The sequence below is a fragment of the Citrobacter sp. ABFQG genome, from assembly GCF_004322975.1.
In the GTDB taxonomy this organism is placed as follows: Bacteria; Pseudomonadota; Gammaproteobacteria; order Enterobacterales; family Enterobacteriaceae; genus Citrobacter; species Citrobacter freundii.
Genome location: NZ_CP036435.1, coordinates 4,202,169 through 4,224,309, shown reverse-complemented (window position 1 = coordinate 4,224,309; position 22,141 = coordinate 4,202,169). Strand labels below are relative to the sequence as shown.

The window sequence follows — 22,141 nt, the reverse complement described above, 5'->3', positions numbered from 1 at the left end:
CACCATCATACACTAAATCAGTAAGTTGGCAGCATCACCGAAACGCTCTCAATAATTTCGCACTTTATTGTAACGATAGTGCTGAGTTGGGGAGGGTATAAAGTATTTGCACCCCGGCGGAACAACGTGTCTCACGGTGACTCCCACCTGATGTTTCAGCGCATGTTTTGGCAGGTCTTTTGCCCGGCGACGCTGTTTCTGATCCTCTTCCAGTTTGCCGCGTTTGTGGGCGTTTATGAGAGTAAATCCGGCATGGTGGGGGTTATGCCCTTTAATACTGGCACGTTGATCAACTATCAGGCTATGCTGGTCGGGAATCTGATTGGGGTTCCTTTGTGCTACTTTATTATTCGCACGATCCGCAACCCTTTGCATGTCAGAGGCTATTTTTCTCAATTAAAGCAGCAGTTTGATACCAAAGTTACCAAAACTGAGGTTGCGGTCTGGCTGATTATATTGGCTGTACTTATGGCATTGCTGTGTATGCCGTTAAATGAACAAAGCTCAATATTCAGCACAAATTATACTCTGTCGTTGTTGCTACCTGTCATGCTCTGGGGAGCAATGCGTTACGGTTACAGATTTATTTCGCTGATATGGTCTGTCGTACTTATTACCGCAATTCATTATTACCAGCGCTATATGCCCTGGTATTCTGGCTACGATACCCAGCTTGCCATTACCTCATCGAGTTATCTTGTTTTCTCCTTCATCGTGAACTTCATTGCCGTACTGGCAACGCGCCAACGCTTTGTTACCCGGCGCAACCATCGTCTGGCATTCTTTGATCCGATGGTGCATCTGCCAAATTTGCGCGCATTGAACCGGGATTTGAAAAAAACGCCATGGTCAGTGCTCTGCTTTTTGCGTGTTCCGGGCATGGAGCTACTGGTAAAAAATTACGGCATTATGCTGCGTATCCAGTACAAGCAAAAACTCTCACAGTGGATAACGCCACTGTTGGCACAGGATGAGCATGTCTATCAGTTATCGGGTAATGACTTAGTTTTGCGTTTTAACACTGAGTCGTATCAGGAGCGCATTGAAGCCCTGGATAGGCATATCAAGCAGTTCCGTTTTATTTGGGATGGCATGCTTTTACAGCCGCAGGTGGGGATCAGTTTTTGCTGTGTCCGTTCTCCTGTTAACCATATCTATCTGTTACTGGGAGAGTTAAGCACCATTGCCGAGCTTTCTCTGGCGACCAATTCACCAGAGAACTTGCAGCGCCGAGGCGTCATGCACTTGCAACGTGACCTGAAAGATAAGGTTGCGATGATGAATCGTCTACAGCTGGCGCTGGAGCACAATCGTTTTTTCCTGATGGCGCAGCCGATTTTTGGCGTACGCGGCGACGTTTATCATGAAATCCTGCTGCGCCTTGAGGGAGATGACGGTGAAACCATCCCGCCTGATTGCTTCTTGCCGATTGCACATGAGTTTGGCTTGTCGTCCAGCATCGATATGTGGGTGATTGAAAATACGCTGAAGTTTATGGCACAGAATCGGGAAAAAATGCCCGCCCGTCGGTTTGCCATTAACTTGTCACCCACGTCGATATGTCGCGCCCGACTTCCGCATGACATCAAGCAGCTACTGGTTAAGTATAAGGTTGAAGCGTGGCAGTTGATTTTTGAAGTCACGGAAAGCAACGCCTTAACCAATGCGGAACAGGCACAGGCAACGTTACTGCAGCTGCAATCACTGGGCTGTCAGATTGCGATTGATGATTTTGGTACGGGTTACGCCAGCTATGCGCGGCTGAAGAATGTGAGTGCCGATATCCTGAAAATTGATGGCAGCTTTATTCGCAGTATCGTTTCGAATAGCCTCGACTACCAGATCGTGGCCTCTATTTGCCATCTGGCTCGGATGAAAAGAATGCTGGTGGTTGCGGAGTACGTCGAAAGTGAAGAAATACGCAGTGCGGTAATTTCGCTGGGGATTGACTACATGCAGGGGTACTTGATTGGCAAACCACAGCCATTGCATGAAACGCTGGAAGAACAGGCACCAGACGCGCTGGCACCTGTTCTGAGTTTATGCGGCGATATCGGGTGAGGTTTCTTCTTCAATTTTGAGACGCCAGCCGGTTACGCCCTCCCAGTATTGCTGCTCTTTTTCCAGATCGAGCAGCACCAGCGCATTTTGGCTAAACCAGTCATGCGGGAAACGTAAGGTCCAGTGGTTGTCGTCGGTTATCAGAGTCAGGGTTGGCGGCGTGGTGGTCGCCTGACGCTGATTATTCAGCAGCACGCCGAGGCGTAACAGTTGAATTAATGGCAGAAACTGTTTTTTCTTGAACAGTGTAAAGCGGGGCAAATCATCCAGTTTCACCGCTTTGCGATGATAACGAACTAATGTTGCCATCATCAGTTGTTGCTCCTGATTAAACCCCGGTAAATCGCTGTTTTGTAAGATATAAGCAGAGTGGCGATGTAAGCCGCTGTGGTTGATGTTCAGCCCAACCTCATGCAGCATCGCTGCCCAGCGCAGTAATGCTTCCAGTTGAGGATTGGCTAGTTTGGGCTGTTGCGTATGCCACTGGTCGTACATTTGCATCGTTGTTTCCAGTACGCGCCGGGCCTGTTCACTGTCAATGTTGTACTGGTTCGCCAGACTGCTGGCGGTACGGCTGCGAACGTCCTGGTGGCGAAAACGTCCTTCCATCTCGTACAGTACGCCTTCGCGTAGTGCGCCATCAGAAAGGCGAAGTTCGCGGATAGCCAACGCGTCAAAAACGCCGCACAGAATCGCGAGTCCGGGTACAAACACTGCTTTTCGTTCTTCTGACAATCCCGGCAAGCTGAGCGCATCAAATGACGCATGCTTCAGCACTTCAGATGTCAGTTTGTCCAGGCGTTCGGGGGTGATAAAACCGTCTTTTTCACCCATCTCCAGCAGCACTTCGTGTGCCGCTTTAATCGTGCCTGACGCGCCCATTGCGACGTTCCAGCCCTGAATGCGAAACTGCCACGTTAAGGTTTCAAGCTTTTGCGCTGCCGCCATGCGGGCACGCTGGAAGTTTTCCCGGCTGATAACACCGCCCGGGAAATACATCTGGGCAAAACTGACGCAGCCCATACGGCGGCTTTCGACCAGCTTGGGTTCGAAATCTTCGCCGATCACCAGTTCTGTTGAGCCACCGCCGATATCGATAACCAGCTTGCGGCCTTTTTCCGGCTGAGTGTGCTCCACGCCCATAAAAATCAGTCGGGCTTCTTCGTTACCGGAGATAATCTCAATCGGGTAGGGGATGACTTTTTCCGCTCGCTTGAGAAAATCGGTCGCATTCAGCGCCTGACGCAAAGTATGGGTTCCCACGATGCATACGCTTGACGGGGGAAAGCCCTGCAGGCGTTCGGCGAACAGCGACAGGCAGCTTAATCCGCGTTCCATTGCCTCTTCGCTCAGCTTGTTATCTTCGCCGAGACCATCCGCCAGATGAACGCGCTGTTTCAGCCGCCCGATAATCTGCATTGCGCCATCTACCACGCGGGCAATGACCATATGGAAACTGTTTGAACCAAGGTCGACCGCAGCAAATTCCTGCGGTCGTGGAGTCTTGTCGTGTATTGGCATAGCGTTAGTCAGGTTGCTCGAGTGATTTGATGTAGTCGTAAATCGCCAATTGTGACTGAACCTTACGGCGGTTTCCGCGCGGTACGTAGCGATTACTGAGTTCTTTATCGATGAAGCGGGCCTTCACCGTGTCGCTGAACAGGATATCGATAATATCCAGCACGCGCTGCTTAAGGCGCGGGTCAAGAAGCGGTGTAGCAACTTCGATACGATAATCGATGTTTCTTGTCATCCAGTCTGCGGAGGAGAGATACACCTGCTTGTCGCCCCCGTTCTCGAAGATGTAGACCCGGTCATGTTCAAGATAGCGATCAACGATGCTGATAACACGAATATTGTCGCTAATGCCTTCCAGGTTTGGAATCAGTGAGCACATTCCGCGAATCAACAAATTAACCGGTACGCCTGAGCTTGAGGCCGCATAGAGACGATCAACCAGGCCTTTATCGACCAGGTTGTTCAGTTTTAGCGTGATACCGGAAGGCTGGCCTTGCTGCGCATTGGCGATCTCTTTGTCGATCATCGCGTACAGCAGACGGCGTGAGTTCTGCGGAGAAACCAGCAGATAATCGAACGTCACCGGACGATACGGGTTTTCGATGAAGTTGAACACCCGACGCACTTCGTTGGTGATGCGTGAATCAGCGGTCAGCAACGAGTAGTCGGTGTACAGCCGCGCCGTTTTTTCGTTGAAGTTGCCCGTCCCGATATGCGCATAGCGCACGACTTCATCACCTTCTTTACGCGAGATAAGGAACAGTTTGGCGTGAATTTTCAGACCCGGCGCGGAGAAGATGACGTGAACGCCCGCTTCGGTCAGGCGCTTGGCCCAATGAATGTTGGCTTCTTCATCAAAGCGCGCCTGCAATTCCACTACCACGGTGACTTTTTTACTGTTATGCGCGGCATGGATCATCGCGTCGATGATGCGCGAGTCTTTCGCCACACGGTAGATGTTGATCTTTATCGCCAGCACGCTCGGGTCGAAAGACGCCTGGCGCAACAGTTCAAGAACGTGCTCAAAGGTGTGATACGGGTAATACAGCAGCACATCGCGCTCGCGGATTGCATCAAATCCGTTACGGAATTTCTCATTGTCGAACCAGATGTGGCGCAGACGCGGCAGCGGTTTATTCACCAGGTTGGCTTTGCCAACGTTGGGGAAGTTAATAAAGTCTTTGAAGTTATGGTAACGCCCGCCGGGAACAATTGAGTCGTAGCGAGAAATCGTCAGTTTTTCACGTAGCACCTCGACCAACGCATTGGGCATGTCGCGCTGATAGACGAAACGCACAGGCTCTGCGGTCAGACGCTGTTTCAGGCTGGAGGACATCAGCTCCATCAGGCTCGATTCCATCTCGTGCACCAAATCGTATTCGGCGTCACGGGTCATTTTCATCGAATAGGCGTTAAGTGCGTCGTAATCAAAGAACCCTTTGAAAATATCGTCCAGGCAGTAGCGTAAGATGTTGTCCAGCAGGATCATCGGTTTGCGACGCCGCGGGGTTTCCGGCGGCAAATTCACAAAACGGGGAACCTTGTCGGAAGGGATTTCCAGCAGCGCGTAGCGGATTGTATCGCCGCGGATAATCTCTACCGCCAGATAGGTGTAGTCATCTTTCAAAAACTGGACTAAATCCGTCTCGCGGTTAATCAGGATCGGCGTGATGTGCTGGCGAAGATATTGCTTGAAGTAATGACGCAACCAGCTCTGCTGATTGGCCGATAGCTGACGTTCGTTGATTAAGAAAATCTGATTGCGCGCCATCTCCAGCAGCAACTCGTTGTACAGACCGTCAAATTCCTGATCGGCTTTTAATACGCGGGCCTGGATTTTGCCTAACAGATGGCGGGAGTGAGAGTTTGAACCCTGTTCTTCGCTAATAATGATTCGGCGCTTCAGTTCGGCAAAACGAACCTTATAAAACTCGTCGAGGTTATTGGAATAGATGCCTAAGAAACGCATCCGTTCGATCAACGGGTTTGACTTATCAGCAGCTTCCTGGAGTACGCGTTCGTTGAACGCTAACCAACTGAGTTCTTTCTCGATGTATAGCTTTTCCTGACCCATTACCACTTTTACTCCGTTTCATTCACGGGACACTACCGATTTATTATGGCGAGCATTGCTCTCAGATGTCCAACTGTGCCAGAAAAATATGACAATAAACCGTCTGATAGCAAAGAGAAAGGGGGAGCGTAGATGAATACCGGTGGTATTAACCGGAAAAGGTAGTTATGCCTGTAAGCCGGATGGTGACATGCGGCTTACAGGTTGAATTTTATTATTCGTCGGCGGCGTAGCCTTGCGGCGGCAGACGAACGCCATCCAGCCATGTAGCGTTATCACGCATCTTCAGGCGACCATCAATAAACCAGCTTACCACCAGTGGGTAAATGGTATGTTCCTGAGCCTGAACCCGTGCCGTGACATCATCTTCGCTGTCGCCTTCAAATACCGGAACTTTGGCCTGAAGAATAACGGGTCCGCCGTCCAGTTCATCAGTGACGAAGTGGACTGAGGTACCATGCTCTTCATCGCCGTTTTCCAGTACCTGGCGGTGCGTATGCAGGCCGGGATACTTTGGCAATAAAGACGGGTGGATATTCAGCAATCGTTCAGAATAGTGCGCGACAAACGCCGGGCTGAGAATGCGCATATAACCGGCCAGCACCACGACATCCGGCGCCCAGGCGTCAATTTCTTGTATCAGTTGGCGGTCGAAGGCTTCGCGACTTGCAAACTGGGCGGCTTCCAGCGAGTACGCTGGAATATTCGCTTCGCGTGCGCGTTCAAGGCCGAACGCATCGGCCTTGTTACTGAATACTGCACGTATGGTGCCATTGATTTTTTTCTGTTCGCAGGCGTCTATTATCGCCTGCAAATTGCTTCCGTTACCGGAAATGAGCACCACAATGTTTTTCATTCAATGACCACACGCTGTTCGGAATCAGAAGCTTTGATGATACCGATTTTCCATGCGTTTTCACCTTTCTCATTGAGCAAAGCCAGGGCTTTATCCACTTCCGGAGCTGGCAGGGCGATAACCATACCTACGCCGCAGTTAAAGGTGCGATACATCTCATGCTGGCTGACGTTACCCGCCGTTTGCAGCCAGTTGAAGACGGCTGGCCACTGCCAGGAAGACTCGTCGATCACGGCCTGCGTGTTGTCTGGCAGAACGCGTGGAATATTTTCCCAGAAGCCGCCGCCGGTCAGGTGGGCAATGGCGTGCACATCAACCTTCTCGATCAGTTCCAGAATGGATTTTACGTAAATGCGGGTCGGAGCCAGCAGGTGATCGGCCAGCGACTTGCCTTCAAGCTCGGTGGTTTCCGGGTCACAACCGCTGACTTCAACGATTTTACGCACCAGAGAGTAACCGTTGGAGTGCGGACCGCTGGAGCCGAGCGCAATCAGTACGTCGCCGTCAGCCACTTTAGAACCGTCGATAATCTCTGATTTTTCGACGACGCCAACGCAGAAACCAGCCACGTCGTAATCTTCGCCGTGGTACATCCCCGGCATTTCAGCTGTTTCCCCACCGACCAGCGCACAGCCAGACTGCAGGCAGCCTTCGGCAATCCCGTTAATGACGCTGGCTGCGGTGTCCACATCCAGTTTGCCGGTTGCATAGTAGTCGAGGAAGAACAGCGGCTCAGCGCCCTGAACCACGAGGTCGTTGACGCACATTGCGACGAGGTCAATGCCGATAGTGTCGTGGCGTTTCAGATCCATCGCCAGACGCAGTTTTGTACCAACGCCATCAGTGCCGGAAACCAGTACCGGTTCACGATATTTTTGCGGCAATGCGCACAGCGCACCGAAGCCACCCAGACCACCCATAACTTCCGGACGACGCGTTTTCTTTACTACGCCTTTGATTCGATCAACCAGAGCATTACCTGCATCAATATCAACACCGGCATCTTTGTAGCTAAGAGAGGTTTTATCGGTCACTGCCTGCTTCCCCACATGTTTACTTGCAGTAAAAGTTAAATTCGGCGCAATTCTAACAGGGAAAGCAAACGTTTGCGAGCCTGCTCTGCATCAAGTTTTATCTGCTGGTTTTTTCAGCATTTTACAATCATTTATCTATTTGTTTGAACTGCGCCACGAAAATGAAACCGGGTACAGCCTTGTGCTTGAAACCTGCCAGCCGAATGCACAGTATCGTACTGAAACCGGTTTCTGTTTTCTGTTGCGGGCCTCATTTGGAGCGTTTTGCGCAGAGTCATCACGATAGGGGAAGGGGATGTCAGGATTTAAAGCAGATTTCATGTGGGGTGGCGCTGTCGCCGCTCATCAACTGGAAGGTGGCTGGCAGGAGGGCGGTAAAGGAATTAGCGTTGCCGATGTCATGACGGCGGGGGCGCATGGCGTGGCGCGTGAAATTACTGACGGTGTGATTGCCGGTAAAAACTACCCTAACCACGATGCCATCGATTTTTATCATCGCTATAAAGACGACATCAAGCTGTTTGCCGAAATGGGGTTTAAATGTTTTCGCACTTCTATTGCCTGGACGCGGATTTTCCCTTTAGGTGACGAAGCGCAACCTAATGAAGCTGGCCTGCAGTTCTATGATGATCTGTTCGACGAATGTCTGAAATATGGCATTGAACCGGTGATTACGTTGTCGCACTTCGAGATGCCCTACCATCTGGTGACGGAGTACGGCGGCTGGCGCAACCGTAAGCTTATCGACTTTTTTGTCCGTTTTGCCCGGGTGGTTTTCACTCGTTACCAGCACAAAGTGAAGTACTGGATGACGTTTAATGAGATTAACAATCAGGCAAATTATCACGAAGACTTCGCGCCCTTTACTAACTCTGGCCTGAAATATCTGCCTGGTGAAGACCGCGAGCCGGTCATGTACCAGGCTGCGCACTACGAGCTGGTGGCAAGCGCGCTGTCGGTGAAGGTCGCGCGTGAAATTAACCCGGCGCTGCAAATTGGCTGCATGATTGCGATGTGCCCAATTTATCCGCTGACCTGTGCGCCGAACGACATGATGATGGCGATGAATGCTATGCACCGGCGTTACTGGTTTACTGACGTCCATGTGCGCGGCAAATACCCGCAGCATCTTCTCAATTACTTTGCCCGTCGTGGCTTTGAACTGGATATCACCGAGGAAGACCGTCAGGCGCTGACCGAGGGCTGCGTTGATTACATCGGCTTTAGCTATTATATGTCTTTCGCGACCCAGGCAACGGCGGACAACCCACAGCTGGATTACGACGAGTCGAAAAGCCTGGTTTCTAACCCGTACGTGCAGAAGTCGGACTGGGGCTGGCAGATTGATCCCGTCGGTCTGCGCTATTCGCTGAACTGGTTCTGGGATCATTATCAGTTGCCGCTGTTTATTGTAGAAAACGGCTTTGGGGCGATTGACGTGCAGCAGGCCGACGGTTCGGTGGATGATTCCTATCGTATTGACTATATGGCCGCGCATATCCGCGAAATGAAAAAAGCGGTGGTGGAAGATGGCGTGGATCTGATGGGCTATACCCCGTGGGGCTGTATTGATTTAGTCTCGGCCGGGACGGGGGAGATGAAAAAACGCTACGGCTTTATCTATGTTGATAAAAATAATGACGGGAGTGGGACATTAGCACGCTCGCCGAAGAAATCTTTTTCATGGTATCAAAACGTCATCCAGAGTAATGCTGAAAATCTATAAAATTCATAGCATTGATAACAACCCCCGCACTTATTGTGGGGGTTGTTTTATACTCATCATCCAGACGCAAACGATTTTGGTTGATCCATATCAAGCGTATGCAGTGTTGCGCCAGAGACGAAAAGCGGTATAATCCGGCGATTTTTTTTGTGGTTGCCACTCGTCTGAGGAAAGGAGAAGAGTATGAAGATCGTGGAAGTCAAACACCCACTCGTCAAACACAAGCTGGGACTGATGCGTGAAAACGACATCAGCACTAAACGCTTTCGTGAACTCGCCTCGGAAGTTGGCAGCCTGCTGACTTATGAAGCAACCGCCGGTCTGGAAACCGAAAAGGTGACCATTGAAGGCTGGAACGGTCCGGTTGAAGTTGACCAAATCAAAGGTAAAAAAATCACCGTTGTGCCAATCCTGCGTGCGGGCCTGGGCATGATGGAAGGCGTTCTGGAAAACGTTCCGAGCGCGCGTATCAGCGTGGTCGGTATGTACCGTAATGAAGAGACGCTGGAGCCGGTTCCGTACTTCCAGAAGCTGGTTTCTAACATTGATGAGCGTATGGCGCTGATCGTTGACCCGATGCTGGCAACCGGCGGTTCCGTTATCGCTACCATCGACCTGCTGAAAAAAGCAGGCTGCAGCAGCATTAAAGTCCTGGTGCTGGTTGCAGCGCCGGAAGGTATCGCGGCGCTGGAAAAAGCGCACCCGGATGTTGAGCTGTACACTGCCTCCATCGATCAGGGACTGAACGAGCACGGATACATTATTCCGGGGCTCGGCGATGCCGGCGATAAGATTTTTGGTACCAAGTAAACGAATAAGTGAAAAGAAGCCGACTTTAAGAGTCGGCTTTTTTTTGAATAAAACAACCCAATCGCTAATAACAAACAACACTCAGAGGAAAACACTATGACGCGCCGTGCTATCGGGGTGAGTGAAAGACCGCCGCTTTTACAGACAATCCCGCTTAGTTTACAGCACCTGTTCGCCATGTTTGGCGCAACGGTACTGGTGCCAGTCCTGTTTCATATCAACCCAGCTACCGTTCTGCTGTTTAACGGTATTGGTACTTTACTGTATCTCTTTATTTGTAAAGGTAAAATTCCAGCTTACCTCGGTTCAAGCTTTGCGTTCATTTCCCCGGTTCTGCTGCTGCTGCCGCTAGGGTATGAAGTGGCGCTGGGCGGTTTCATTATGTGTGGCATCCTGTTCTGCCTGGTTTCGTTCATCGTTAAGAAAGCCGGTACTGGCTGGCTGGATGTAATGTTCCCGCCTGCGGCGATGGGCGCAATCGTTGCCGTTATCGGTCTGGAGCTGGCGGGTGTCGCTGCGGGTATGGCGGGATTGCTGCCTGCGGAAGGACAAGCGCCAGACTCAACAACCATCATCATCTCAATGGTGACGCTGGCGGTGACGGTATTTGGTTCCGTGCTGTTCCGTGGCTTTATGGCGATTATCCCGATTTTGATTGGGGTGCTGGCCGGGTACGCGCTCTCCTTCGTGATGGGCGTCGTGGACACCACGCCGATAGCGCAGGCCCACTGGTTTGCTCTGCCGACGTTCTACACGCCGCGCTTTGAATGGGTCGCTATTCTGACTATTCTGCCTGCGGCGCTGGTGGTTATCGCTGAACACGTCGGCCACCTGGTGGTAACGGCGAATATCGTGAAAAAAGATTTGATTCGCGATCCTGGCCTGCATCGTTCTATGTTTGCTAACGGCCTGTCGACGGTGATCTCCGGCTTCTTCGGTTCTACGCCGAACACCACGTACGGCGAGAACATCGGCGTCATGGCGATTACCCGCGTTTACAGTACCTGGGTTATTGGCGGTGCGGCGATTTTCGCCATTCTGCTCTCCTGCGTGGGTAAACTGGCTGCGGCGATCCAAATCATTCCGCTGCCGGTCATGGGCGGTGTATCTCTGCTGTTATACGGAGTGATTGGCGCTTCCGGTATTCGCGTGCTGATCGAGTCAAAAGTTGACTACAACAAAGCACAGAACCTGATCCTGACCTCGGTCATTTTGATCATCGGCGTCAGCGGCGCGAAAGTTCACATCGGTGCTGCTGAGCTGAAAGGCATGGCGCTGGCGACCATTGTGGGTGTCTGTCTGAGCCTGATTTTCAAAGTTATCAGCCTGCTGCGTCCAGAAGAAGTGGTGCTCGACGCCAAAGATGCCGACACTGAGCAACAGTAAACCTTTGACCGGGTGGCGATGCTGCCCGGTTCTATCGCGACGCATTTCTGTGTTAAACTCAACGCGATTTTATGAAATCCTGGGTTGAGGTATCTCTGAACACACCGGCACAGCTCTCTTTGCCACTTTATCTTCCTGACGACGAAACTTTCGCAAGTTTCTGGCCGGGGGATAACTCCTCTTTACTGGCTGCACTGCAAAACGTGCTGCGTCAGGAACATAGCGGGTATATTTATCTCTGGTCGCGTGAAGGCGCTGGCCGTAGTCATTTGCTGCATGCAGCCTGTGCGGAACTGTCCGCGCGCGGCGATGCGGTAGGCTACGTGCCGCTCGACAAACGTACCTGGTTCGTCCCCGAGGTGCTCGACGGGATGGAGCATTTATCGCTGGTATGCATCGATAACATCGAATGTGTGGCCGGTGATTCGCTGTGGGAAATGGCGATCTTTGATCTCTACAACCGTATCCTGGAGTCGGGGAAAACACGCCTGCTGATCACCGGCGATCGTCCACCAAGACAGCTGAATCTGGGATTGCCAGATCTCGCTTCGCGTCTGGACTGGGGGCAAATCTACAAGCTGCAACCACTTTCCGATGAAGATAAGCTGCAGGCGTTGCAATTACGCGCCAGACTTCGCGGATTTGAACTGCCGGAAGATGTGGGCCGCTTTCTGCTTAAGCGTCTGGATCGGGAAATGCGTACGCTGTTTATGACGTTGGATCAGCTTGATCACGCATCGATCACCGCCCAGCGTAAGCTGACCATTCCGTTCGTAAAAGAAATTCTGAAGCTGTAAGCGCCGCAGCCAAATGACTGCGGCAGGTTTCGGTTAACCGACGATTTCCAGTACCTGCTCCGGCGGGCGTCCAATTCGAGCCTGACCTTTGGCAACTACGATCGGGCGCTCCATCAGTTTCGGGTTTTCCACCATTGCCTGAATCAGCGCATCTTCACTCAGATTTTTGTCCGCCAGGTTAAGCGATTTATAGAGATCCTCTTTCTGGCGCATCAGCTCACGCGCGCTGGACATACCCAGCATCTGCAGAAGTTCACGCAGGGTCGCGGCGTCAGCCGGGGTTTCCAGATACAGCACCACTTCCGGGTCCACGCCATTGGACTTCAGTAATTCCAGCGTTTCACGGCTCTTGGAGCAGCGTGGGTTATGGTAGATTTTAATCGCGTCTGACATGACTTCTCCTTGCATAACAATACTGCCGGATGGCGGCCAAAAGACCTTATCCGGCCTACATATCGCGTCTGACGTAGGCCGGATAAGACGCTACAGCGTCGCCATCCGGCAAGGGTTCGATAATTACATCTTCGTGTAGGGTTTAAAGCGTTCTTGCAGCTGGCGTAGCTGGTCGATACGGGCATCGTATCTGGCCTGTTGCTGGCTACCCAGTTTCACCTGAGAGCTTGCGCTGCTGAGCATCGAAATCGCCTGATCCAGACGTCCGGCGAGGGCATACCCCTCCGCCCGCGCCGCCAGCTCCTGATCGCGGTTGTTCAGGTTGGCTTCCGTTTGCGCTAACAGATCCCAGCCGTTAGGGTCGTCCTTATGGTTAAACGTATAGCGATTCAGGATGGTTGCCGCCTCTTTGGCTTGTCCGCCCTGTAGATACGCATTCGCCAGGTTGAGCTGCAGTACCGGGTTAGTGCGCAGGTCGCGGGCGTTTTTCAGGCGGTTAATGGCATCACTGGTTTTCTTCTGGCCGAGATCGATATCCGTTGCCAGGTCGAGATACCAGGCATTGTTCGCGTCTGCAGCCAGCAGCGGTTGCAGCGCTTTACGCGCCTCGTCATATTTGCTGGCTTCCATCGCCTGCAATGCCCGGCCATATTGTGCCGCACGTTGCTCACGTATGTTGCCTTTCGACCAGTTACTCAGCAGGTCATCGGTCAACTGGTTACGACCTGAGTTGTACATGCCCAAGGTTCGTGCCTTAGCCAGATAAAAATCTTCTGACGACTGGACGACCACCGGACGCATTTGGTTGGCGCGGTTACGGGCATCCGACAGGCGGCTTTCAGGCAGGGGGTGAGTCAGCAAAATTTCCGGCGGACGCGAAGAGTAACGGGCCTGATCGAGCAGTTTTTCGAGGAACGTCGGCATGGCCTGGGGATCGAATCCCGAGCGTTGCAGCACCTGAATACCGATGCGGTCTGCTTCCTGTTCATTTTGTTGCGTAAAGCTAATCATCCCCTGGCGTGTACCCGCCAGCGTACCGGTCAGCGCCGCCATACCCGCCTGCGGGCTAGCCATCGCTAATAAAATTGAACCTAGCGCACCTACCCACGTTAGCGGCGCACTGCGTTTCTGATCTTCCATTGCACGCGCCAGGTGGCGCTGAGTGACGTGGGAGATTTCATGCGCCATGACCGATGCTAACTGGCTTTCGTTGTCGGAATAGCGGAACAGTGCGGAGTGCAAGACAACGTTGCCGCCAAAGAAAGCAAAGGCGTTGATTTCATCGTTGTTGATCAAAAAGAATGTGAAGGGTGTTTTTACCGAGTCGGCGTGCGAGACCAGACGCATCCCCAGCGCATTAATGTATTGGGTGAGCAATGGATCATTAATTAATGGCGCACTGCCGCGCAGTTGGCGTACGTAATAATCGCCCATCTGCATTTCCTGTCCTATGGAAAGCGTACTGCCTGCCGACGTTCCCATATCAGGCAGGGTGTCCGCAGTATCAGCAAATGCGGGCGCAACCTGACCGATAGTCAGTGCGGCAATGAGGGTAGCAACCAGGTTTTTTTTCAACTGCCTGAACATAACCTCTGTCCTGTATTCTTTTTTGAGATAGCCATTTGACCAATGCTGTGAAGTATCGTTCACACTCCGCAAGCTTACGGAGTGTAACTGCGAAACCTGACGATGAACACCCAGGAAAAATGTCTTTTCACTTTGCGTAATCAGCCATAAAAAGCGAAGTCTTTTTTGTGACATTTCGATACAATTCGGGATCGCAATCCCGCTATTGGGTTCATGGAAGGGTTTTATGCTCGAAATGTTGATGCAATGGTATCGTCGCCGCTTTAGCGACCCCGAAGCCATCGCCCTGCTGATTATTCTGGTTGCCGGTTTTGGCATCCTGTTCTTTTTTAGCGGTCTTCTGGCGCCGCTACTGGTCGCCATAGTGCTGGCGTACCTGCTTGAATGGCCGACTGTGCGGCTGGAACATATTGGGTGTTCACGGCGTTGGGCGACATCGATTGTGCTGGTGGTGTTTGTCGGTATTTTGCTGCTGATGGCCTTTGTGGTGATGCCCGTTGCGTGGCAGCAGGGTATTTACCTGATCCGCGACATGCCCGGTATGCTCAATAAATTGTCTGATTTTGCCGCCACCTTGCCAAGACGTTATCCGGCGCTGATGGATGCGGGCATCATTGATGCGATGGCGGAAAATATGCGCTCGCGAATGCTCACCATGGGCGATTCGGTGGTGAAATATTCGTTAGCCTCACTGGTTGGATTACTGACCCTGGCGGTCTATCTGGTTCTCGTCCCGTTGATGGTGTTCTTCCTGATCAAAGATAAAGGACAGATGCTGAACGCCGTGCGCCGGGTGCTGCCGCGTAATCGTGGGCTGGCGGGGCAGGTGTGGAAAGAGATGAACCAGCAAATCACCAACTATATTCGCGGAAAGGTGCTGGAAATGGTGGTGGTCGGCGTGGCGACCTGGCTCGGCTTCCTGCTGTTTGGTCTCAACTATTCGCTGCTGCTGGCGGTGCTGGTAGGGTTCTCTGTGCTGATCCCGTATATCGGCGCTTTTGTGGTGACGATTCCGGTGGTCGGCGTGGCGCTGTTTCAGTTCGGGCTTGGCACCGAGTTCTGGAGCTGTTTTGCCGTGTACCTGATAATCCAGGCGCTGGACGGCAATCTGCTGGTTCCCGTGCTGTTCTCCGAGGCGGTCAATCTGCATCCATTGGTGATTATTCTCTCCGTGGTGATTTTCGGCGGTCTGTGGGGATTCTGGGGCGTATTCTTTGCGATCCCTCTGGCGACGTTAATCAAAGCGGTAATGCACGCCTGGCCGGATGGTCAGGTCGTTGACGAACCCTAATCTGCAAGATCCGGCGATATCATGTCGCCGGATCCGAACTTGTCTGACCTCTATCCACACTTTCTGAATAATCTCTTCTGCTGTCGTTTTTCTCCGCATTTGTCTTTAACTTGACCTGCGTGATGTCTTTCTGTCACGCAAGGAATAAGACCAACAGGAGAACAAAATGGGTCACAACACACACACGCAGCAAAAGGTGGGATGGGGCGGTTATCTCGCTTTTTTTATCACGATTATCCTTTTTTCCGGCATGTTTGCGAAAAGTACCGAATGGTGGCGGGTCTTTGACTTCACCGTCCTCAACGGCGCGTTTGGGCAGATTAATGCTGCAGGCGATACGGCGGTCTCTTTTCGCGGCTCTGGAGGGATGGGAGCCAAAGACGGCTTCTTATTCGCGCTTGAGCTGGCACCTTCCGTCATTCTTTCACTCGGGATTATTTCCGTCACCGAAGGGCTAGGTGGTTTACGTGCGGCACAACAGCTGATGACGCCGGTCCTGCGCCCGTTACTCGGTATTCCGGGAGTTTGTTCGCTGGCGCTAATTGCGAATTTGCAAAATACCGATGCCGCGGCCGGGATGACCAAAGAGATGGCGGAAGAGGGTATTATTACTGAACAGGAGCGTGCCATTTTTGCCTGCTGGCAAACCAGCGGCAGCGCGTGTATTACCAACTATTTTTCCTCTGGTGCTGCGCTGTTTACGGTGGTTACCGTTCCGGTGATTACGCCGCTGGCGGTTATCCTTGTCTTCAAATTTGTGGGTGCGAACCTGCTGCGTTTGTGGATTGCGCAGCTTGAAAATCGCCGTCTGCAGCAGGAGGTCTGAGATGACAACGCAGGTACGTAAAAACGTCATGGATATGTTTATCGATGGCGCGCGGCGCGGGTTTACAATTGCTACAACCAGCCTGTTACCTAACGTGGTGATGGCTTTTGTGATTATTCAGGCGCTGAAGGTGACGGGATTGCTCGAGATTGTCGGGCGGGTGTGCGAACCGGTGATGGCGTTGTGGGGGCTACCGGGGGAATCTGCCACCGTGCTGCTGGCGGCGGTGATGAGTATGGGAGGCGGCGTCGGCGTTTGTGCCAGTCTGGTTGTTGCTGGTACGCTTTCGGGACATGATGCGACTGTATTGCTACCGGCAATCTACCTGATGGGCAATCCGGTGCAAAATGTGGGACGCTGCCTGGGAACTGCGGGGGTCCATCCCCGTTACTACCCGCTGATTATTGCGGTATGCGTCATTAATGCGCTGCTCTCTATTTGGGTTATGCAGGTAATTGCCTGACAAGGAAGGTTATGAACTGTTCAATTCTTAATTTGACGTTGTTCCAGCAGGGACACGTGTACGCACCGGAAGATTTAGGGCGACAGGATATACTGGTCTCCGGCAGTAAAATTGTTGCCATCGCCCCGTCAATTTCTCCTGAAGACTTTCCCGGTTGCGAGTGTATCAATCTTGACGGCGCGATTGTGTGCCCAGGATTTATCGATCAACACGTCCATCTGATTGGCGGAGGCGGGGAAGCAGGGCCGCATACCCGCACGCCGGAAGTGCGCTTGTCACGCCTGGTTGAAGCTGGTGTAACTTCGGTGGTGGGTTTGCTGGGTACCGATGGCATTACCCGTCATCCGGAATCGCTGCTGGCAAAAACCCGCGCGCTGGAGATTGAAGGCATCAGCGCATGGATGCTTACTGGGGCGTATTCTCTGCCTTCCCCGACGATCACCGGCAGCATCGATCGTGACGTGGCGCTGATCGATAAAATCATTGGCGTGAAATGTGCGATTTCGGACCATCGTTCCTCAGCCCCAGATACCTCGGTGCTGGCAAACATGGCAGCGCAGTCGCGCGTCGGTGGATTGTTAGGACGCAAACCGGGGATCAGTGTATTCCATATGGGCGATAGCCCGCGCATGCTGGAACCGTTGTACCAGATCCTCAACTACTGCGATGTGCCGATTACTAAACTGTTGCCGACACACGTTAACCGTGCGGAACCGTTGTTCCAGGCGGCGCTGGAGTATGCCCGTAAAGGCGGTTATATCGACATTACCAGCAGCATTGAGGAGCCCGTCGACCCCGCCACGGCTATCGCTACGGCGCTGCGACAGAACGTGCCACTGTCGCGCATTACCCTTAGCTCGGATGGCAACGGCAGCCAGCCGGAATTTGATGAGTTAGGTAATCTCACCGGTATCGGTGTCGCGGGGTTTGAATCACTGGCTGAAACGGTGCGCCAGTTGGTGAAAGTTCATGCCATACCGCTGGAACAGGCGCTCTGTCCGCTGACGCGTACGGTTGCAGAATTTTTGGGGCTCGAACATAAGGGGCGCCTGGCGGTGGGATGCGATGCGGACATTCTGGTGCTTAACGATGCGATGGCGGTTAATCACCTTTGGGCGAAGGGAAAAGCCGTGGTCAGAGAGAAGAAAGCCTGCGTAAAAGGGACGTTTGAATAAACGTTTATGCGGATGTCAGCCTGAAAAAGTACAGATTCACGTTTATGCCGGGTGGCGGCTACGCCTCACCCGGCCTACAAGTTTCGCAATATTAATAAGCTGCGTAGGCCTGATAAGCGAAGCGCCATCAGGCTTTTTCCAGCAAAACGTAAATCAGGCGTTCTCTTTCAGCCAGTTCAGTACCACGTCGTGGTGATTGCTGGTTTTGAAGTCATCGAACACGTGCTCAATTTTGCCTTCGGCATCAATCAGGAAGCTGATGCGGTGGATGCCATCGTAGGTTTTGCCCATAAATGACTTCTCACCCCAGACGCCGAACTGCTCGCAAACCTGGTGATCTTCATCGGACAGGAGCGTGAAATTCAGGACTTCTTTCTCCGCGAATCGGGAAAGCTTCTCTGGTTTGTCGGTGCTGATCCCCAGCACCTCAACACCAGCTTTTTTTAACTCATCCATGTTATCGCGCAAGCCGCAGGCCTGTACGGTACAGCCGGGTGTCATGGCTTTCGGGTAAAAATAAACCAGAACACGCTGTCCCTGGAAGTCGGTTAAATTTACTTGTTCTCCGTCTTGATCCGGCAAGCTAAATTTCGGTGCGATATCACCGGCTTTCAGTGGGTTCATTACTTAACTCCATCCTGTTCATCATGCTGTGAGTAATTGACGACGTTAATACTGCCTTGCGCATTGAGTTCTGTACAGAGTGCTTTAAACGCATCTTCAATATTTGCCGAATCATGTGACGCAGGACTATGTGCGGTAATTTGAATAAACAACTGCGCCGCCTTTCCATTCTCAGCCGGTTGCGTGCGTGAAACCAGTTCCGCAATATTCATTTGGTGGCTGTCAAACAGTGCGGTGAAGCGTTCAATCAAATGGGGAGAATCAGGGACATCGACCTGCACCCATACCGTAGCAGGCATCGCCGGACGAGGGCGCGCGGTCGTGCGCTTCATCACAATGAGTAAATCCAGCTCTGCGCCTTTTAATGGCAAGGTTGATTCAATCAGGGTGATGGCATTCCAGGTGCCCGACAGCAACATGATAAACGTGAACTCATCACCCAGCATGGCCAGTCGGCTGTCTTCGATATTACAGCCGCAACTGCTGACATGACGTGTGATGGTGTTCACAATTCCTGGGCGGTCGGCACCCAGCGCAGTAATGACCAGATAGTGTTGCGATGACGATGTCAAACCTGTTCTTCCTTTGAGCGGTGAGGTAATCATAAGGAAAGCATAAAAAAAACATGCATACAACAATCAGAACGGCTCTGGTCGCTTGCTTTTATTGTCGTACCAAACGTACCATTGAGACACTTGTTTGCACAGAGGATGGCCCATGTTCACGGGAAGTATTGTCGCGCTTGTTACGCCGATGGATGAGAAAGGTAAAGTCTGCCGGTCGAGCCTGAAAAAACTGATTGATTATCATGTCGCCAGCGGCACCTCGGCGATCGTTTCTGTTGGCACCACCGGTGAGTCCGCCACCCTGAGTCATGATGAACATGGCGATGTGGTGATGATGACGCTGGAGCTGGCTGACGGGCGTATTCCGGTTATTGCCGGAACCGGCGCCAATGCGACCGCGGAAGCCATTAGTCTGACGCAGCGTTTCAACGACAGCGGTGTTGTTGGCTGCCTGACGGTGACGCCTTACTACAACCGCCCAACCCAGGAAGGTTTGTTCCAGCATTTCAAAGCCATCGCTGAGCATACTGACCTGCCGCAAATTCTGTATAATGTGCCGTCCCGTACTGGCTGCGATATGCTGCCGGAAACCGTTGGTCGTCTGGCGAAAGTTAAAAATATTATCGCTATTAAAGAGGCCACGGGGAACTTAAGTCGCGTTCACCAGATCAAAGAGCTGGTTTCGGACGACTTTATTCTGCTCAGCGGTGATGACGCGACCGGACTGGATTTTATGCAGCTCGGTGGTCATGGCGTGATTTCTGTAACGTCTAACGTTGCGGCACGTGATATGGCTGAAATGTGCAAACTGGCGGCAGCCGGGCAATTTGCCGAGGCGCGGGTGATTAACCAGCGTCTGATGCCGTTACACAACAAACTATTTGTCGAACCCAATCCTATTCCCGTGAAATGGGCGTGTAAGGAATTGGGACTTGTGGCGACCGATACGCTACGTCTGCCGATGACGCCAATCACGGACAATGCTCGTGAAATCGTCAAAGCGGCACTTAAGCATGCCGGTTTGCTGTAAAGTTTAGGGAGATTTGATGGCTTACTCAGTACAAAAGTCGCGCCTGGCCAAGGTTGCGGGTGTTTCGCTTGTTATGTTGCTCGCGGCCTGTAGCTCTGACTCGCGCTATAAGCGCCAGGTGAGCGGTGATGAATCCTATCTGGAGGCCGCACCGCTTGCTGAGCTTCATGCTCCAGCTGGGATGATTTTGCCGGTTATGTCGGGCGACTATAATATCCCGGTAACCAACGGCAGTGGTGCCGTGGGTAAAGCGCTGGATATTCGTCCACCGGCTCAGCCGTTAGCGTTAGTCACTGGCGCTCGCACGCAAATCGCAGGCGATACCTCAACGTTGCTGGTGGAAAATGGTCGTGGCAACACGCTGTGGCCGCAGGTCGTGAGCGTCATTCAGTCTAAAAACTACACGATCACCAAACGTGATGATGCCAGCCAGACGCTGACCACCGATTGGGTTGACTGGAACCGTCTGGATGAAGACGAGCAGTACCGTGGACGTTATCAAATCTCGGTTAAACCGCAGGGCTATCAGCAAGCGGTAACGGTGAAACTGATTAACCTCGAGCAGGCGGGTAAACCCGTAGCCGATGCGGCATCAATGCAGCGTTACAGCGCTGAGATGATGAACGTTATCTCTGCTGGTCTGGATAAGAACGCCACCGACGCCGCGAATGCCGCGCAGAACCGCTCTGCAGCCACCATGGATGTTCAGAGCGCAGCCGATGACACCGGTTTACCAATGCTGGTGGTACGCGGGCCGTTCAACGTGGTGTGGCAGCGTTTGCCAGCAGCGCTTGAGAAAGTGGGGATGAAGGTAACCGACAGCACCCGTTCTCAGGGTAGCATCGCGGTGACCTACAAACCTCTGTCTGATAGCAGCTGGCAGGAGCTGGGCGCAAGTGACCCAGGTCTGGTATCCGGCGACTATAAACTGCAGGTCGGTGATTTAGACAACCGCAGTAGCTTGCAGTTTATCGATCCGAAGGGGCATACCCTGACGCAAAGCCAGAACGACGCGCTGGTCGCTGTCTTCCAGGCAGCGTTCAGTAAGTAAAAATAAAGGGCTGGATAACTCCAGCCCTTTTTTTCTGATATGATACGCAAACGTGTGCGTCGGCAGAAAAACGCAATATTTATCGTTAATTCACACCCAGGAGTAATAAAGATGCAAAAGCAAGCTGAGTTGTATCGTGGTAAAGCGAAGACCGTATACAGCACGGAAAACCCGGACCTGTTGGTGCTCGAATTCCGCAATGATACGTCAGCAGGGGATGGCGCGCGCATTGAACAGTTTGACCGTAAAGGCATGGTGAACAACAAATTCAACCATTTCATTATGACTAAACTGCAAGAAGCGGGTATTCCTACCCAGATGGAGCGACTGCTTTCTGATACCGAATGTCTGGTGAAAAAGCTGGATATGGTACCGGTTGAATGTGTGGTACGTAACCGCGCAGCAGGCTCTCTGGTTAAGCGTTTAGGCGTTGAGGAAGGTATTGAACTGAATCCGCCGCTGTTTGATCTGTTCCTGAAAAACGATGCTATGCACGATCCAATGATTAACGATTCCTATTGCGAAACTTTTGGTTGGGTGAGCAAAGAGAATCTGGCACGTATGAAAGAGCTGACCTACAAAGCTAACGACGTGCTGAAAAAGATGTTTGATGATGCTGGTCTGATTCTGGTCGACTTCAAACTTGAGTTTGGTTTGTATAAAGGTGAAGTAGTCCTGGGTGATGAATTCTCACCGGACGGTAGCCGCCTGTGGGACAAAGAAACGCTGGATAAAATGGACAAAGATCGCTTCCGCCAGAGTCTGGGCGGCCTGATCGAAGCCTATGAAGCCGTCGCGCATCGCCTGGGTGTGAAGTTAGACTAATCTTCCCCTGAGCCGGCGATCTCTCTCCGGCTCATTAACCCCACCTGA

General features: G+C 52.2%; 19 protein-coding genes and 1 pseudogene. 12 read left to right on the top strand and 8 right to left on the bottom strand.

Features of this window, described 5'->3' with window-relative positions; genetic code table 11:
* Window positions 1-39 precede the first annotated feature (39 nt).
* Window positions 40-2,061, top strand: a pseudogene (locus WN16_RS20825) (sensor domain-containing phosphodiesterase); the annotation flags it as partial.
* On the opposite strand, the gene ppx reads toward WN16_RS20825, so the two are convergent.
* The 4 genes from ppx to purM all read right to left on the bottom strand — a co-directional run bounded on the left by ppx (window position 2,041) and on the right by purM (window position 7,543).
* Window positions 2,041-3,582 carry an exopolyphosphatase gene (gene ppx / locus WN16_RS20820; protein WP_003037914.1) on the bottom strand — a complete coding sequence of 514 codons (1,542 nt, stop codon included), beginning with the start codon at window positions 3,580-3,582 and terminating at the stop codon, window positions 2,041-2,043. The pseudogene WN16_RS20825 and the gene ppx sit on opposite strands and share 21 nt — an antisense overlap.
* Window positions 3,583-3,586: 4 nt before the next feature.
* Complete coding sequence (ppk1, locus tag WN16_RS20815) at window positions 3,587-5,653, bottom strand: polyphosphate kinase 1 (RefSeq protein WP_003037917.1); 2,067 nt, start codon at window positions 5,651-5,653, stop codon at window positions 3,587-3,589.
* A gap of 214 nt (window positions 5,654-5,867) precedes the next feature.
* Window positions 5,868-6,509 (bottom strand): phosphoribosylglycinamide formyltransferase, encoded by a 642-nt coding sequence (gene purN / locus WN16_RS20810; protein WP_044701788.1) that lies wholly within the window; start codon window positions 6,507-6,509, stop codon window positions 5,868-5,870.
* Window positions 6,506-7,543 (bottom strand): phosphoribosylformylglycinamidine cyclo-ligase, encoded by a 1,038-nt coding sequence (gene purM, locus WN16_RS20805; protein ID WP_003838485.1) that lies wholly within the window; start codon window positions 7,541-7,543, stop codon window positions 6,506-6,508. The genes purN and purM overlap by 4 nt, the downstream gene beginning before the upstream one ends.
* A 295-nt stretch (window positions 7,544-7,838) precedes the next feature.
* Between purM and WN16_RS20800 the strand changes: the two genes are divergently transcribed.
* The 4 genes from WN16_RS20800 (at window position 7,839) to WN16_RS20785 (ending at window position 12,262) form a co-directional block, all read left to right on the top strand.
* On the top strand, window positions 7,839-9,269 hold the full coding sequence (locus WN16_RS20800; RefSeq protein WP_044701787.1) for a 6-phospho-beta-glucosidase: 1,431 nt from the start codon (window positions 7,839-7,841) through the stop codon (window positions 9,267-9,269).
* 183 nt (window positions 9,270-9,452) lie between these two features.
* A complete protein-coding gene (gene upp / locus WN16_RS20795; protein WP_003037929.1) occupies window positions 9,453-10,079 on the top strand; it encodes a uracil phosphoribosyltransferase in 627 nt (208 codons plus the stop codon).
* Window positions 10,080-10,175: 96 nt separating this feature from the next.
* Window positions 10,176-11,465 (top strand): uracil permease, encoded by a 1,290-nt coding sequence (gene uraA, locus WN16_RS20790; RefSeq protein WP_003037932.1) that lies wholly within the window; start codon window positions 10,176-10,178, stop codon window positions 11,463-11,465.
* 95 nt (window positions 11,466-11,560) lie between these two features.
* Window positions 11,561-12,262 (top strand): DnaA inactivator Hda, encoded by a 702-nt coding sequence (locus WN16_RS20785; RefSeq protein WP_211924219.1) that lies wholly within the window; start codon window positions 11,561-11,563, stop codon window positions 12,260-12,262.
* Window positions 12,263-12,295: 33 nt separating this feature from the next.
* Here the strand turns inward: WN16_RS20785 and arsC are convergent, their stop codons facing one another.
* Both arsC and bepA read right to left on the bottom strand, forming a co-directional pair.
* A complete protein-coding gene (gene arsC, locus WN16_RS20780) occupies window positions 12,296-12,655 on the bottom strand; it encodes an arsenate reductase (glutaredoxin) (protein WP_003037937.1) in 360 nt (119 codons plus the stop codon).
* 123 nt (window positions 12,656-12,778) lie between these two features.
* Window positions 12,779-14,242, bottom strand: coding sequence for a beta-barrel assembly-enhancing protease (bepA, locus tag WN16_RS20775; protein ID WP_044701785.1), 1,464 nt, complete (start codon window positions 14,240-14,242; stop codon window positions 12,779-12,781).
* Between the two features lie 226 nt (window positions 14,243-14,468).
* Here bepA and WN16_RS20770 point away from each other — a divergent pair, with 226 nt between their 5' ends.
* The 4 genes from WN16_RS20770 to iadA all read left to right on the top strand — a co-directional run bounded on the left by WN16_RS20770 (window position 14,469) and on the right by iadA (window position 17,997).
* Window positions 14,469-15,533: an AI-2E family transporter gene (locus WN16_RS20770; RefSeq protein WP_003037941.1), complete on the top strand. Its 1,065-nt coding sequence runs from the start codon at window positions 14,469-14,471 to the stop codon at window positions 15,531-15,533.
* 166 nt (window positions 15,534-15,699) lie between these two features.
* A complete protein-coding gene (locus tag WN16_RS20765; RefSeq protein ID WP_003847228.1) occupies window positions 15,700-16,359 on the top strand; it encodes a nucleoside recognition domain-containing protein in 660 nt (219 codons plus the stop codon).
* 1 nt (window position 16,360) lies between these two features.
* On the top strand, window positions 16,361-16,822 hold the full coding sequence (locus WN16_RS20760; protein ID WP_003037948.1) for a YjiG family protein: 462 nt from the start codon (window positions 16,361-16,363) through the stop codon (window positions 16,820-16,822).
* Window positions 16,823-16,833: 11 nt separating this feature from the next.
* Window positions 16,834-17,997, top strand: coding sequence for a beta-aspartyl-peptidase (gene iadA / locus WN16_RS20755; RefSeq protein ID WP_044701782.1), 1,164 nt, complete (start codon window positions 16,834-16,836; stop codon window positions 17,995-17,997).
* Between the two features lie 153 nt (window positions 17,998-18,150).
* Here iadA and bcp read toward each other — a convergent pair whose 3' ends face one another.
* Entirely contained in the window at window positions 18,151-18,621 is a 471-nt protein-coding gene (gene bcp / locus WN16_RS20750; RefSeq protein WP_003037951.1) for a thioredoxin-dependent thiol peroxidase, read from the bottom strand.
* Window positions 18,621-19,193, bottom strand: a complete 573-nt coding sequence (locus WN16_RS20745) for a glycine cleavage system transcriptional repressor (RefSeq protein WP_003037954.1) — start codon at window positions 19,191-19,193, stop codon at window positions 18,621-18,623. Before WN16_RS20745 ends, bcp begins: the two co-directional genes overlap by 1 nt.
* 145 nt (window positions 19,194-19,338) lie before the next feature.
* On the opposite strand from WN16_RS20745, the gene dapA reads away from it, so the two are divergent.
* The 3 genes from dapA (at window position 19,339) to purC (ending at window position 22,093) form a co-directional block, all read left to right on the top strand.
* Entirely contained in the window at window positions 19,339-20,217 is an 879-nt protein-coding gene (gene dapA, locus WN16_RS20740) for a 4-hydroxy-tetrahydrodipicolinate synthase (protein ID WP_003037957.1), read from the top strand.
* Between the two features lie 16 nt (window positions 20,218-20,233).
* A complete protein-coding gene (gene bamC, locus WN16_RS20735; RefSeq protein WP_003037961.1) occupies window positions 20,234-21,268 on the top strand; it encodes an outer membrane protein assembly factor BamC in 1,035 nt (344 codons plus the stop codon).
* A 111-nt stretch (window positions 21,269-21,379) separates the two neighbouring features.
* On the top strand, window positions 21,380-22,093 hold the full coding sequence (gene purC / locus WN16_RS20730) for a phosphoribosylaminoimidazolesuccinocarboxamide synthase (RefSeq protein ID WP_003037964.1): 714 nt from the start codon (window positions 21,380-21,382) through the stop codon (window positions 22,091-22,093).
* The last annotated feature ends 48 nt before the right edge of the window (window positions 22,094-22,141 follow it).